We start from the raw sequence: 13,829 nt of genomic DNA, 5'->3' as shown, positions 1-13,829 counted from the left end.
GAGCGATCCTGACGATTCATCCGACTGTTACTGTATCTGGTTTAGATAGGATTTGACTATACACTGGTTTGATTGCATATAGGACATAACACCCATGATGAAACTCCCCTCTCATTTTGCTCAGCGCTTGCCTGCTATGGCTATGCTCGCGGCTGTAATGGCTATCAGTGGCTGTCAGAAAGATGCTGAAACGACATCTGCTACTGACACGCAGAGTACCAGTACCGAAGCGACTAACAGTCAAGCCAGCACTGCTCCAGTAGCTACTGAAACCGCAGCAACAACTGATCAACAGGTTAAATCCTCATCACTTACTATTTTAGCGCTTGGTGACTCACTGACAGAAGGTCTGGGAGTGGATAAAGACGACAACTATCCTGCTCAGTTAGAAGATCGTCTACAAGAGATGGGCTACGCTAATGCCAAAGTTATCAACTCAGGTCTAAGCGGTGAAACCAGTACGGGATTGGTCAATCGATTGGACTGGGTATCGCAAACCAAACCTGACATCACCATATTGACTATCGGTGCTAACGACGCCATACGTGGTATCGATGTAGCAACCATTGAAGCCAATATTCGTACTGCGGTTAAACATCTACAGGACAATGGTAGTGTCGTCATCTTGGGCGGTATGTCGATCTATGACAATCTAGGCAGTGAATACGTCGCGGCATTCTCAGACATTTATCCTCGTGTTGCTAAAGACATGGATCTGACGCTTATTCCGTTTTTCTTAGAGGGCGTCGGCGGTGACCGAGAGCTCAACCAAGCAGATGCGATTCATCCGACTAAAGAAGGCTATGAGATTATCGTTAATAACAATATCTTGCCTATTCTAGAGCCGAAATTAAATGAATTAGAAGAGCTAAAAGAGTTAAAAACAGCCGATACCGATAACACAGCTGCAACGGCTCAAGACGACACGACAAAAAATACGACAAATGAGACTACTTAACGAGACCATTTAACGAGACACTGTAATGACATTATCATCTTCGACTGCCACAGCAACGCCACAAGCAGACGCTAAGACACAAGCACTACTGACCGCTTCACAATTAAATAAAACCGTGCAAGTCGGTGAGCAAAAGTTGTCCATCATCAAAGACGTAGATATCTATGTGAATGCTGGCGAGTTTGTGGTCATCATGGGTAAATCAGGTTCGGGTAAATCTACTTTGTTAGGCTTACTCGCAGCATTAGACTATCCCGATAGCGGTACGGTATCGCTGGCAGGTCAAATGCTTAGCAGTCTTGACGAGGATGCGCTAGCCGTTATTCGTCAGCAGGATATGGGCTTTGTCTTTCAGTCATTTCATCTACTTCCCACACTGACCGTCGCTGAAAATATCGCCTTTCCACTTGATATTGCCAGACGTCCAAATCCATCACGAGTAGACGAGCTGATAGATGCGGTCGACTTAGGGCATAGACGTAACAGCTTACCCAATCAACTATCTGGTGGTGAACAGCAGCGTACAGCAGTGGCGCGAGCACTAGTATCGCACCCAAAGATTGTGTTTGCGGATGAGCCAACGGGTAACTTGGATGAGCAAAACGCCGATCAAGTGATGCAGCTGCTATTGGATTTACGCCAACAGGTTGGCTCGGCACTGGTGGTCGTGACTCATGATCCTGCACTTGCCGAGATGGCAGATCGCGTCATCACCATGCATGACGGCCGCATTGTACCTACATGAATAACTGGATTGTATCTTAATGAATAGTAAGCCCACAGACAACAAATCGCCTGATACAAAAAAGACTGATACCAGTATGCATCAAGAGTCCAGTTATCCTAGCGGCATCCTTAGTCAATTCTTTACCCGTACCCTAGGCTCCCAAGCACTCAGCCGTAGTTGGTGGCAGCGCTGGGTATATCCCGTGTTGTTTCTACTCACATTGACCTTGTCACTTGCAACCTACCTGACCCTCGACTCGGTACAGCAGTCTGTCGATAGTTATATCAATGACAATCAGCGTGCGCTCGTTGGTGGCGATTTGATTTTAAACAGTAAGCAAGACTGGCCAAGCGAGGTACTGGCGCAAGTAGAAACCATCCCCGATACGCAGACCGTGTATGACTATCAGTTTAGCGCCATGCTCGTCACTGATGAACAAACCTTGCTTGCCAGCGTCAAAGCCGTCTCACCGTCCTACCCTTTATACGGTACAGCTGAGCTTGCCTCAGGACAGCCGCTTTGGGATCAGCTGACGTCTGACAGTTTGATCGTCGCACCAGAAGTGCTCAGTAGTCTAAAAGCAAGCATCGGCGACCGTATTACCATTGGTGATGCGCAATTCACGATCAGTGATGTACTGACCAAAGAGCCTGACCGTCCGCTGACCACATTTGGTTTTGGTGGGCGGGTCTTGATGAAACAAGATGCCTTAGAGGCGACCAATCTACTCGGTCAACGCAGCCGCATAAACTATCGTATCGAGATGGCAGGTGATCCTGAGCTGATAACGACGCAGCGTGATGCGTTCACAGATATTCTGACCAATTATCCTGATATTGAGCTCTCTGATGCTGATTCGGCGGACACTTCGGTCTCGCGTATCTCTGATAATGTATTGATGTTCTTAAAGCTACTGGTCATTGCCGTGTTGCTACTTTCTGCGGTCGCCATGTACGGCGTCATTAGTGCCTTTGTCAGTAAGCAGCAGTCCAATAATGCGATTCGCTTAGCGTTAGGCGAGCCGCTTGGCTCACTCAAACGTAGCTACTATCAACTGCTTATCGTCACTACCGCCATTGCTTGTGGCGCCGCGATTGTCCTTAGTCTGGGTTTGCTTAAAATAGGCCAGCCGTACCTCGTGGCTATCTTACCTGCTGATGTGGGTCTATCTATCAATCCAATCAGTGCGATCAAAACTATTGTGATTGCCTTAGCCCTGACGTTGCTGATTGCGCAGCGCGGTTTAAGCGCGCTTAACACCACTAAACCCGCGACCTTGCTAAATCAAGGGGCGAGTACGCAAATGCAAAACCTACCGTGGTATCGACGCACGCCATTACTGTGGTATGGGTTAGTGCTGGCAGGGCTGTATGCGTTCTTTGCTTATGAAGTGGGCTCATTGTCATTAGGGGCGCAGTTATTGGGCGGCTTGATCGGCTTTGTGGCGATATTTTGGCTACTGGCGCGTGGGTGGCTATGGCTGCTTAACAAGCTAGCGAGCAATACCAAGATCAGCTGGATGCAGCGTATCGCCATTCATAATCTGGCGCGCAAGGGCAATCAATCAGCATTGTTCTTTGTCACCTTATCGCTATCGGTCGCAGTGCTGACGCTCATCACGACACTCAATCACAGTATCAACGCGCAGTTTATCAATGCCTATCCTGAAGACGCGCCCAATCTGTTTTTGCTGGATGTTCAGAGCGATCAACATGACGATATTGATGCGATCATTGAGGCGCCTGTTACTTATTATCCGGTCATTCGTGCGCGTGTGGAAACGGCCAATGACGTACCTGCAAAAGATATCGAACCTGAGGATGGCTTTGATGACCCTACGCGGGTGTTTAACTTAAGCTACACAGATACGGTGATGGATACCGAATACATCGTTGACTCGCTCACAGACGATGCGCTGTATACGCCTATCGATGATGCCGATCAGCAAGTCAAACCCTTATCTATCTTGGACACTGCCGCCAGTATGCTCAATGTCGGTATGGGCGATCAGGTACGCTTTAATATTCAAGGTATCGAAATCGTCGGGCAAATCACCAGTATTCGCACGCGCTATGAGCGTGGCCCAAGCCCGTATTTTTACTTCTTGTTTGAGCCGTCGGTGCTATCCGCTGCCCCGCAAATTCAGTTTGCTACCGCGCACGTATTAGAAGATGCCATTCCAGAGCTACAAGGCAAACTGGTACGCGAGTTCCCTGCGGTCACCACAATCGATGGCACGGCTATTGCCAAGCAAATCCAAGAACTGGTGGTACAAATGAGCCGTTTGGTCTATGTGTTCACCTTGCTTGCCCTGCTTACTGGGGTCATGGTGCTGATCAGCTCGCTACTATCTACTTCGCAAGATCGCATGAAGGATAGCGCGTCATTTAGACTGCTCGGTATGCAAAAGCGTGACTTGTATATGCTCAATATTTTAGAGTTGGGTGTACTTGGTATTAGCGCGGCGACCTTTGCCGTGGTCATTGCCAGTGTTGGCGCATGGGCGGCAATCACGCAGTGGTTTAATCTACAATTTAGTGTGCCGTGGACAAGCTTGGCGATTGGCAGTGCAGCATTAGTCGTATTGCTGTTTGCTATTGCTATTATTTATGTGAGATTGGTGATTGGACGCGGGATTATGGCACGGGTACGGGCGATGATTTAGTGGTTGTAGCTAACCCTGCTTTTGCTGCTATTTCGACGTACATGGGGCTAAAAGCATTTCTTATTAGCTAGAATTTTGTAATTGAAAAACTTCACTAAAAAACGAATAGTAAGCTGCACAATTGACTAAAATAGCAGATAATATGTATTGGTGATAATATACTCTATATTTTGAAGTGATGCGCTTTACTAAAAGTAGGAAAGCTATAATGAATTATGATGTTTATATTGAGAATTTAGGTGCTATTAGAGAAGCTAATGTTACTATTACGCCTCTAACAATTCTTGCAGGAGAAAATGGCACGGGTAAAAGCTTTGTTACAAAACTCCTTTACTCTATCTTAAATGTCATTAATACTAATATCTACGCTAAACAAATGACTACTACTATTTCTCAAATAACTAAATTGCTTGAGAAAACTATTAAAAATGAAGACTTAAGTCTTAATGATATTGAATTAATAGAATTGAATTCATTTAAAAATACTTTCAATACATTGAAGAGTATCATAAATGAGGAAGATTTTTTGACATTAGATAATGTTGACTACTCTTCTGTGATAGATATTATCGAGCAATCTTCTTTATTTTTTAAAAAGCATGTAATTCCCAAAGTGATAAATGAAGAAAAAAGTTCGAAAGAATCTAGTATTTTTTCGGATACCATAAAAGAAAATATAGGACTTAAAGGGGATTTAAGCAATATAATATTTAGAATCGAAGTTAATACAATAGTTTCAAAGTTAGAAGATTTGGTAACCTATCTTCAAAGCCCAATTAATACCTATATAGAACTTACAAAAGAAGCTCTTCAAAATGAGATCAAAGAAAATTTTCAGATATCAGAATTAAAAGATATCATCAATTTTGGGCAAAGTAGGTGTATTTTTAAAATAAAAGAATTGATTGATATTAGAATAGATATTGATAATGATATATATGTGAAATTTGATCAAAAGTACTTTGAAAAAATAATTCAAATTAATAGACTAGTATTTTTCGAATCTCCGGTTTACTGGCGTTTATTAACATTGATTAATGACAATAATAGACCTTATAAAAGATTACTATCAAAAGAGGTTAATGACGAGAAACTCTCTGGGGTACCAAAACACTTTCTTGACTTAAAAGAACTTTTATTTACTAATTTTAAGGATGGTGAGCGTCCAAGCTTTATTGTCGAAAGTGCTAAGAATTTAAGGGAACAATTAAAAGGCAATTTTGATTCTAGTAATAATGATTTGGTATTTCAAAATCTAGAAGGGCATAGTATATCTAAAAGCTTAGTGTCTTTTGGGATGACAAATATAGGAATTATTCAAGCTGTGCTAAGCAAAAACATTATAAACAAGGGTGCTTTTATTTTCATAGATGAGCCTGAATCTAACCTACATCCTTCTTGGCAAAGCATTCTATCTGAAGTTTTGATAAATCTTTCAACAAATGGCGTGTATGTGATTATTACTACTCATAGCTCGGATATGCTTAAAGCATTAGAGTTTAATATAGACAACAAAGTTCACTTTGAAAATGATAATTTAATTTCGACTAGCTATTTTAATGGGGAAGGAACTCTACTAGAATTAGAAGGTAATAGCTCTATTATGAAAATAGCTTCTGCTAGAGCTGAGTTATTAAAACCTTATAACGCCCTTTCAATTAAAAAGAGTCTTTTTGATGATTGATTTAATGCCTTACAAAAGAATAATTCAGCATGATCCTGATAGAGAAGGTAACATAGAATCGTCAACTAAAAGCGCTATACAATTAGACGGTAATTCTGGGTTAGCTTCAGATTTAGGGTTTAATGCTAATATTCTGAAGAAAGTAGACTACTTTAGATCTGTTGATAATAATGTTTATCTTATAGAGTTAACTAACTTACAAGATGATATTAGAGAATGTATAGAGTGCGATGAGCTCCTTAAAAATTCAGCAGAAGTTAGAAGGATTGTTAAAGAGGTTGATAGTAAAGGATTAAAATCTGTACAGAAAAAATTGTGGATGGAGATATTAGAGGAGTTTAAAGGCAAATGGATGGGTTCAATAGCTGCTTATGAAAGATTATTAAGAAAAAACCCAGTAGATGAAGATCCAGTTTATCATCTAGTAGTGATTCTAAAGGATGATACTGATATCAAGGATAGAGATTTACTGCAAACCACCTTAAATAATAAATTAGTCGGGATGACAGCGACAATTGATGTACGTTTGACAAAAGAAGTTTAGTCTAACTGCTTCGATTAATTAACAATAGTAACCATAGCAAGGCTTTTTAACAGTGATTGAAACGGTAGCTTGGTGGGCTATAGCTTTTACAGCAAGCGTAAAGCAGGATTAGCTACAAAACCTCAGCCTCTAAAACCTCAAACCAAAGCGCCTTCTACTCACCTAGAAGGCATTTTTTATTTCACAACCTGTATAGACATATAAGTCAATATCAGTCCCGCACTTTGCTTATTTTATAGCCCTCATTTGCTATACTAGCCCAACTTTATCGGTTAAATACCCACTTATAACATCCTCCCAAACAGCATGGTAGCCTTATGAAATTCTCAAAGTTCGGTCAAAAATTTACCCAGCCCACTGGCATCTCACAATTGATGGATGATCTGGGCGATGCGCTAAAAAGCGATCAGCCAGTTAACATGCTAGGCGGTGGTAACCCTGCCAAAATTGATGCCGTCAATGAATTGTTCTTGGAGACCTATAAGGCGCTGGGCGTTGATAACGACGCAGGCGTGCCTAATAGTAGCGCGATTATTAGCATGGCGAATTACTCCAACCCGCAAGGGGATGCAGGCTTCATCGATGCGTTGGTTGGCTTTTTTAATCGTCATTATGATTGGAACCTCACGGCAGAAAACATCGCCCTGACCAACGGCTCACAGAATGCGTTTTTCTATCTGTTTAATCTGTTTGGCGGCGCGTTCACAAATGAGCAGAATGAATCTGTCGACAAATCCATTCTACTGCCATTGACCCCTGAGTATATCGGCTATAGTGATGTGCATGTGGAAGGTCAGCATTTCACAGCGGTATTACCGCATATCGATGAAGTGACGCATGATGGCGAAGAAGGCTTCTTTAAATATCGTGTCGATTTTGAGGCGTTAGAAAACTTGCCAGCCCTAAAGGAAGGTCGTATCGGCGCGATTTGCTGCTCACGCCCGACCAACCCGACTGGCAACGTGCTGACCGATGATGAGATGGCGCATTTGTCCGAGATTGCCAAACGCTATGACATACCTTTGATTATCGATAACGCCTACGGTATGCCTTTCCCGAATATCATCTACTCTGATGTCACTTTAAATTGGGATAGCAATACAATCCTGTGCTTTAGCCTGTCGAAGATTGGCTTGCCTGGTATGCGTACGGGTGTTATCGTGGCTGATGCTAAAGTGATCGAAGCGGTGAGCGCGATGAATGCGGTGGTGAATCTAGCACCGACACGCTTTGGTGCAGCGATTGCCACGCCACTGGTCGCAAATGACCGTATCAAGCAGTTATCTGATAATGAGATTAAGCCGTTTTATCAAAAGCAGGCGAAACTCGCGGTGACGCTATTAAAAGACGCATTGGGCGATTATCCGCTTATGATTCACAAGCCTGAAGGCGCGATATTCTTTTGGTTATGGTTTAAAGACTTGCCGATTAGCACGCTTGATCTATACGAGCGCCTAAAAGAAAAAGGCACATTGATTGTACCAAGCGAGTACTTCTTCCCCGGTGTTGACGTTAGCGATTACCAACATGCACACGAGTGTATTCGTATGAGTATTGCCGCGGATGAGCAAACACTGACGGATGGTATTAGAGTGATTGGTGAAGTCGTACGTGAGTTGTACGATGAGGCTAATAGCTAATAAATATAGCTAACATATAAACCTAGAGTCTGATGGCTATGTACCCAATATTTTTACTCTATGGCATATTTATATTTTCAGCTATTTTTTTGGTGTGGATCTTAATAGCGATCATAACTGACTTTATATTTTTATGTTTTCCAAAAGTAGATTCAAAGGTTTTAAGCAAAAGAGTAGTGATTACTTCTGCCAAATTCTCTTATCTAGATGATGTGCATGAGCTTTTCATTAAGTATCAATATGAGTTCGAAGGTGTCATCTATACCAGCACATTACTGAATGCTTTTGGAGGGGTGCGTAGTTTTGGTGAAAAAGGAGTTAGAAAGGCAGTAGCGAATTCGATGACTTCAGAAGACAGAATAGCTGTCTATGTCTGCCCTTTTTACCCGAAGCTGGCTTATGCTTTGCCGTTTGGATGGAGTAAATTTTTGGTGTTGCCGATAATTGCTGTGGTATTAGCTTTGTTTCTCTCCTCAAGCAACAAACTAAATATTTTTTGAGGTACAACAAAAACGGACTTATTAATAGTCCGTTTTTTTATGGCGTTTGGTCAATGAAGTCGATTTATTGGTTGGTCGAAATATAGTCGTCCACTTGTTCAGAGCAAAGAGTACATACGGCAGCATACAAGTATTAATCAAATCGCGGATACTTGCGAGTATCTGATCACGGCTCAAGCCTGCCAAGCCAAGTGATTCAATCGTATCTCGATTGTCCAAATACTCACCCAACAGCGCAATGCAAGTTACGACGATCAAAGCAATAAATGACCGAATACCTTGGCTTTTGATAATAGGTCGCAGCGCAACCAGACACAGCAGATAAACACCGACACCGACATAGATATGTAAGGCATCTTTGGCAAGGCCCGTTGTTTCTACAACATTCATTTTAAAGGCAGTAAAATCCACTGAGATATTCCAAATATAAGCGAGTAGAAAATAACTGAGCGTATCACTAAACCATGATGGCTAAACTATAGTAGCTAAAGAATGGCAGCTACAAAGTGATTGCTGAGCATAAAAAAGGCAGATTATACAATTGATAATCTACCTTCTACTAAATTAAATATTCACTTCACGTTTATCAACTACTTACACATTCCACTCTACAAAGTTCTTGAGCAGTTGCAAGCCAGCAGTATGGCTCTTTTCTGGATGGAACTGGGTGGCAAATAGATTGTCTTGGATCACACTGGCGCAGAACGGTTGACCATAGTCACATACCGCCGCCACTTGTGAGCTATCGGCAGGTTCACAGTAATAACTATGCACAAAGTAAAAGTGCGCGTTGTCTTCGATACCATGCCATAGCGGATGGTCAAAATCCATACCACTAATGGTATTCCAACCCATATGCGGTATTTTTATCGTCGCGCCCTGTTTATCTTTCCACGTAGGGTCAAACGCTTCTACAGTGCCGTTTAAGATGCCCAAACAGTCCGTGCCACCATTTTCAGCTGACTGCTCAAACAACGCTTGCATGCCCACACAGATGGCCATAACGGGCTTATTAAATACTGCATGCCGTATCACTTCATCAATGCCTGCATCACACATACCAGCGATACAATCACGCATCGCACCCACACCAGGGAATACAATCTTATCAGCCGCCGCGACGACTTTTGGATCATTGGTGATAGAGACTTCTGCCCCGACTACCGATAGGGCCTTGCTAGCAGAGTGCAGGTTGCCCATACCATAATCTAATAGTGCTACTTTAGTCATCGATTGGTTCTCATTTTTAAATATTTTGACTACTGTACTATTTATATTATTGACCATTTATATTGTTGGCTATTACTAAGGTGTAGATAAGGTTTTGCTACAAGGAAGTCAAGCGCAGGCTGTACAACTAGTACGCCAAGCTTGACTGGCCCTTTTGAGTAACCTTGTAGAACAGCCTTAAATGCGCCTTAGAAAGCCTCTTTGGTCGATGGCAAGGTGTTCAACGCACGCTCATCGTACTCACAGGCCATACGTAACGCACGAGCAAAGGCTTTAAAGGTTGATTCGATCTGATGATGGCTGTTTTTGCCTTTTAGATTGTCCAAATGCACAGTCATCCATGAGTGATTGACGAACCCGTAAAAGAACTCACTAAATAAATCAACATCAAAACGGCCGACGTGCGAACGCGTAAATGGGATGTCCATATGCAAACCAGGACGACCTGACAGATCGACGACAGCACGGGTCAATGACTCATCTAGCGGCGCATAAAAGTGCCCATAACGACGAATGCCTTTTTTGTCACCCAATGCTTTATTGAACGCTTGGCCAAGGGTAATGCCAGTGTCTTCAACGCTATGATGGTCATCAATAAACGTATCACCGGTACATTTGATGTCTAAGTCAAACAAACCGTGACGCTTGATTTGATCAATCATATGATCCAAAAATGGTACGCCAGTGTCTACCGTGCCTTTACCTGTACCATCTAAATTAACGGTACAGGTGATTTGCGTTTCGGCAGTGATACGTTCAACGGTCGCGATACGTTCAGGGCGACCATATAGATTTACGTTTTTTGACTCAGTTTGCTCAGGTGTGGCAGCAGTCGTCGTTGCATTGGCTGTCATGGCTACTCTCTATCAGTTTTTATCAGTGAAAAGCGGTCAATAAATAAGGCAAAAATATTTTACTAGTGTCTGGGTTAGCCCCTAGCAAAAAATGTATTAGAAAATGATATATACAAAAGATATCAATATATTAGGGTTTATACATACTAAATATTATATAGCCTCATCATAGCAAACCCTAACATTTACTGCCACGACCAAGCGGTAAACCACGCACAAAATCACGTCATTCTGCTAAAATAGTGTGTTTAGTATTATCAATCATGACTCGCACCAACTTTGAAGACCCTTACTTATGGCACTACACGCTATGACATTGTGCTGTCTCATACTGCTAATTTATACTATAGAAACCCTCTATTTATAGGAACTGCTATGCCTTTAGAAGCGATCGCCATTAATAGTTTGGATGCGCCACTTATCAAAAAACCTGCTCGCGACAATGAGCTAGCAGAGCGCTTGCAGGCGTTGTACGATAGCGATGATGCGCAGCCTGACGGTATTGAGGTATTAAATATCGTTGAGCAAGGGTTTAAACGTGGACAGTACCTCTATGTCGGTATGTTCAATGATAAGCCTATCGCTGCGGTCGCCTGTTTTGATGATGGTCAGACCAATGCTAAGCGCCTGCAATATCTCACGGTGCATTCCGAAAACCGTAAACGTGCTATCGATGCCAAGTTTATTAAACTGGTCTATGATTGCGAAGTTAGAAAAGGCGTACGTGAATTTGTCCCTGCGGACGCTGATATTCACCGCATCATGAGTGAGTACGAACTGTTGCGTGTAAAAGACTAAATTGAGTGCTAAAACGGTTAATTTTACTAATATCTAATTATTTATCGCCTTTTATTCGATAAAATGCAAAAATTGCTTGACAGCTGAGCCTATATTTAGTTTAATAGCGCCTCAACGAAGACGGCTCGATAGCTCAGTAGGTAGAGCAACGGATTGAAAATCCGTGTGTCGGCAGTTCGATCCTGCCTCGAGCCACCATTCGTTAATAGAATTCTAAAAGGCCCTGAACAGCAATGTTCGGGGCTTTTTTTATGTTTAAATTTTACCGTATTCGTTAACATTCATTCTATTTATGCATTGTTCTTATTCGTATAGCCGACCACTATTCGTAAAAACGACCACGTAATAGTAAATTACAGCGCTCACGCGAATCCAAGTCGTATATAGTTGCGTGGTAATCAATACCGTGACGCCCTTCAAAAAATATCACTCGGTCGCCCACTGCCAAAAAACAAGACGTACGCGCATCATAGATAAAGCCATCTATCACAAATGCCAAATCGCGATCTATCTCGCGTACCGTATACGTCTCACCTTGCGGAATCAAACGTTCAAACCACGCGCTGTGGGCAGCCGTAGTAGCTAGTATGCTTGTCGTTAGCAATAGCCACGCTACCAGTATGTTTTTTGGTAATCGCAAACGGCTGAGCTTATTTAAACTTATTTTATTTCTCAACATAGTATCTCTCGTGGCATTGTATTCATCATACTCATAGCCTTCATACCTCTCACAGCTGACTTTACCATAACCATTTTCGCTCATCGCTTCTGACGCTAAATACTTACTGTCACGGTTGCATAACATTTTTGTGCTTTTTTCTAAACAGCTTGGCTAAGTATACTCAATAACCATATACGAATAGATAAAAATAATAGGTCATAGATATGAGAGAGTTTGATTACGACTTGGATTATAAGAGTTTGGATTTGCGCGCTCAGCCTGAGTTGTACCGTGTCGGTCGCGGTGAGCAAGGCGTATTACTGGTAGAGCCTTATAAGTCTGAGATTTTACCCCATTGGCGTTTTGCGACTCCTGACATCGCCCGCGAGAGTAGTGAAGTTATCTATCAGATGTTTTTAGATTACTTGGCTGACGATGACTTCGTCGGTGCAGATATGGCGCGAAAATTTATCCAAATGGGCTATACCCGTGCTCGTCGCTATGCCAATCATAAAGGCGGCAAAAAATATAAAGGCGCGGTACCTGATGATAAAAAAGGTCAAAGCGGCGCCCATGGCCGCGAAGAATTGCCACGACAAGAGGAAGACCCAATCAAAGCAGAATCCGCACGAATCTTTAAAGTTAAATGGGATGAGTGTCGTGAGAACGAAGACTATTTAAGAATGAAAAAAGAGCATCGTGAACGCTATAAAAATGTCGAATAGTTGCTAATACTCAAGACATTCAGCACAACAGGCAACTAAATTGACTGGTCTCGAAATACTACTGTGCTAAGGTATGGCCAATATAATAAATATAACGATTTTTAATAGTGAGGAATAATGAATAAGCAGCTTTTAATTTTTGATTTTGATGGAACACTCATTGATAGCGTACCTGATTTGGCCGATGCAACCAACGCCATGCTAACCACATTAGGCAAAGATACTTACCCTATCGAGACAATACGTAACTGGATAGGAAATGGTTCACGACTGCTCGTAGAGCGCGCTTTGGTCGGCAAGGTAGAAGTAGCAGAGGGTGAGCTAACGGTTGAGGAAGCCGATCACGCAGAGCAAATATTTTTTGAGGCTTATCAAAACCTCAGTGGTAGCAAAACCGTTGCCTATCCAGATGTCGATGACGGACTCAAAAAACTGCATGCAGCTGGCTATACACTTGCTTTAGTCACCAACAAGCCCATTCGATTTGTGCCGAAGATATTGCAGTCGTTTGGCTGGCAAGATTTGTTTAGTGAAGTGATGGGCGGTGACAGTTTAGCTGTCAAAAAACCAGACCCAGCGCCCCTACTACACGTCTGTGAGACTCTCAATGTCAGTGTTGATCAGGCAGTGATGATTGGAGACTCTAGAAACGATATGTTGGCTGGACAGAACGCCAATATGGACACGCTCGGCCTATCTTATGGTTATAACTACGGGCAAGACATTCGCGAATTAAATCCGACCGAAGCATTTGACCACTTTGCTGACTTAGTTGCTTGGATTATGAAAGATAGATTTTAGTCTATAAAGAACCTATCAAATCATCATGATGTAACTTGCTCA

At 42.4% G+C, this 13,829-nt stretch carries 14 protein-coding genes and 1 tRNA gene; 11 read left to right on the top strand and 4 right to left on the bottom strand.

The genetic code is table 11. The features are described from left to right. Positions 1–94: 94 nt before the first annotated feature. The 7 genes from ACQKCP_RS08675 (at position 95) to ACQKCP_RS08645 (ending at position 8,718) form a co-directional block, all read left to right on the top strand. A complete protein-coding gene (locus tag ACQKCP_RS08675) occupies positions 95–958 on the top strand; it encodes a GDSL-type esterase/lipase family protein (RefSeq protein ID WP_427612020.1) in 864 nt (287 codons plus the stop codon). Positions 959–983: 25 nt separating this feature from the next. After that, entirely contained in the window at positions 984–1,703 is a 720-nt protein-coding gene (locus tag ACQKCP_RS08670; RefSeq protein WP_427612019.1) for an ABC transporter ATP-binding protein, read from the top strand. A gap of 19 nt (positions 1,704–1,722) precedes the next feature. Continuing rightward, positions 1,723–4,350 carry an ABC transporter permease gene (locus ACQKCP_RS08665; RefSeq protein WP_427612018.1) on the top strand — a complete coding sequence of 876 codons (2,628 nt, stop codon included), beginning with the start codon at positions 1,723–1,725 and terminating at the stop codon, positions 4,348–4,350. A gap of 208 nt (positions 4,351–4,558) precedes the next feature. Further along, positions 4,559–6,034, top strand: a complete 1,476-nt coding sequence (locus ACQKCP_RS08660) for an AAA family ATPase (RefSeq protein WP_427612017.1) — start codon at positions 4,559–4,561, stop codon at positions 6,032–6,034. After that, positions 6,027–6,578 (top strand): hypothetical protein, encoded by a 552-nt coding sequence (locus ACQKCP_RS08655; protein ID WP_286741465.1) that lies wholly within the window; start codon positions 6,027–6,029, stop codon positions 6,576–6,578. Before ACQKCP_RS08660 ends, ACQKCP_RS08655 begins: the two co-directional genes overlap by 8 nt. A 317-nt stretch (positions 6,579–6,895) precedes the next feature. Then, positions 6,896–8,218: a valine--pyruvate transaminase gene (locus tag ACQKCP_RS08650; RefSeq protein ID WP_427612016.1), complete on the top strand. Its 1,323-nt coding sequence runs from the start codon at positions 6,896–6,898 to the stop codon at positions 8,216–8,218. Positions 8,219–8,250: 32 nt separating this feature from the next. Beyond that, positions 8,251–8,718 (top strand): hypothetical protein, encoded by a 468-nt coding sequence (locus ACQKCP_RS08645; protein WP_427612015.1) that lies wholly within the window; start codon positions 8,251–8,253, stop codon positions 8,716–8,718. Positions 8,719–8,739: 21 nt separating this feature from the next. On the opposite strand, the gene ACQKCP_RS08640 is transcribed toward ACQKCP_RS08645, so the two are convergent. The 3 genes from ACQKCP_RS08640 to hisB form a co-directional block, all read right to left on the bottom strand. Further along, positions 8,740–9,129 carry a hypothetical protein gene (locus ACQKCP_RS08640; protein ID WP_191114424.1) on the bottom strand — a complete coding sequence of 130 codons (390 nt, stop codon included), beginning with the start codon at positions 9,127–9,129 and terminating at the stop codon, positions 8,740–8,742. A 183-nt stretch (positions 9,130–9,312) separates the two neighbouring features. Continuing rightward, positions 9,313–9,948 (bottom strand): imidazole glycerol phosphate synthase subunit HisH, encoded by a 636-nt coding sequence (gene hisH, locus ACQKCP_RS08635; protein WP_427612014.1) that lies wholly within the window; start codon positions 9,946–9,948, stop codon positions 9,313–9,315. Positions 9,949–10,136: 188 nt separating this feature from the next. Further along, positions 10,137–10,802, bottom strand: a complete 666-nt coding sequence (gene hisB / locus ACQKCP_RS08630) for an imidazoleglycerol-phosphate dehydratase HisB (protein WP_220455963.1) — start codon at positions 10,800–10,802, stop codon at positions 10,137–10,139. A 375-nt stretch (positions 10,803–11,177) separates the two neighbouring features. Between hisB and ACQKCP_RS08625 the strand changes: the two genes are divergently transcribed. After that, positions 11,178–11,600 (top strand): hypothetical protein, encoded by a 423-nt coding sequence (locus ACQKCP_RS08625; RefSeq protein ID WP_427612013.1) that lies wholly within the window; start codon positions 11,178–11,180, stop codon positions 11,598–11,600. 122 nt (positions 11,601–11,722) lie between these two features. After that, a tRNA-Phe gene (locus ACQKCP_RS08620) sits at positions 11,723–11,798 on the top strand. Between the two features lie 124 nt (positions 11,799–11,922). Here the strand turns inward: ACQKCP_RS08620 and ACQKCP_RS08615 are convergent. Further along, the gene (locus ACQKCP_RS08615; protein WP_427612012.1) at positions 11,923–12,405 is read right to left on the bottom strand and encodes a hypothetical protein; all 483 of its coding nucleotides are present in this window, start codon (positions 12,403–12,405) and stop codon (positions 11,923–11,925) included. A gap of 80 nt (positions 12,406–12,485) precedes the next feature. Here ACQKCP_RS08615 and ACQKCP_RS08610 point away from each other — a divergent pair, with 80 nt between their 5' ends. Then, entirely contained in the window at positions 12,486–12,986 is a 501-nt protein-coding gene (locus tag ACQKCP_RS08610) for a DUF4385 domain-containing protein (protein ID WP_347162763.1), read from the top strand. 117 nt (positions 12,987–13,103) lie between these two features. Then, positions 13,104–13,787 (top strand): phosphoglycolate phosphatase, encoded by a 684-nt coding sequence (locus ACQKCP_RS08605; protein WP_427612011.1) that lies wholly within the window; start codon positions 13,104–13,106, stop codon positions 13,785–13,787. Positions 13,788–13,829 lie beyond the last annotated feature (42 nt).

This window comes from Psychrobacter sp. NPDC078631, from assembly GCF_050268165.1.
Lineage (GTDB): Bacteria > Pseudomonadota > Gammaproteobacteria > Pseudomonadales > Moraxellaceae > Psychrobacter.
The sequence above is the reverse complement of the archived record's forward strand: the minus strand, read 5'-3'. Positions and strand labels throughout refer to the sequence as shown.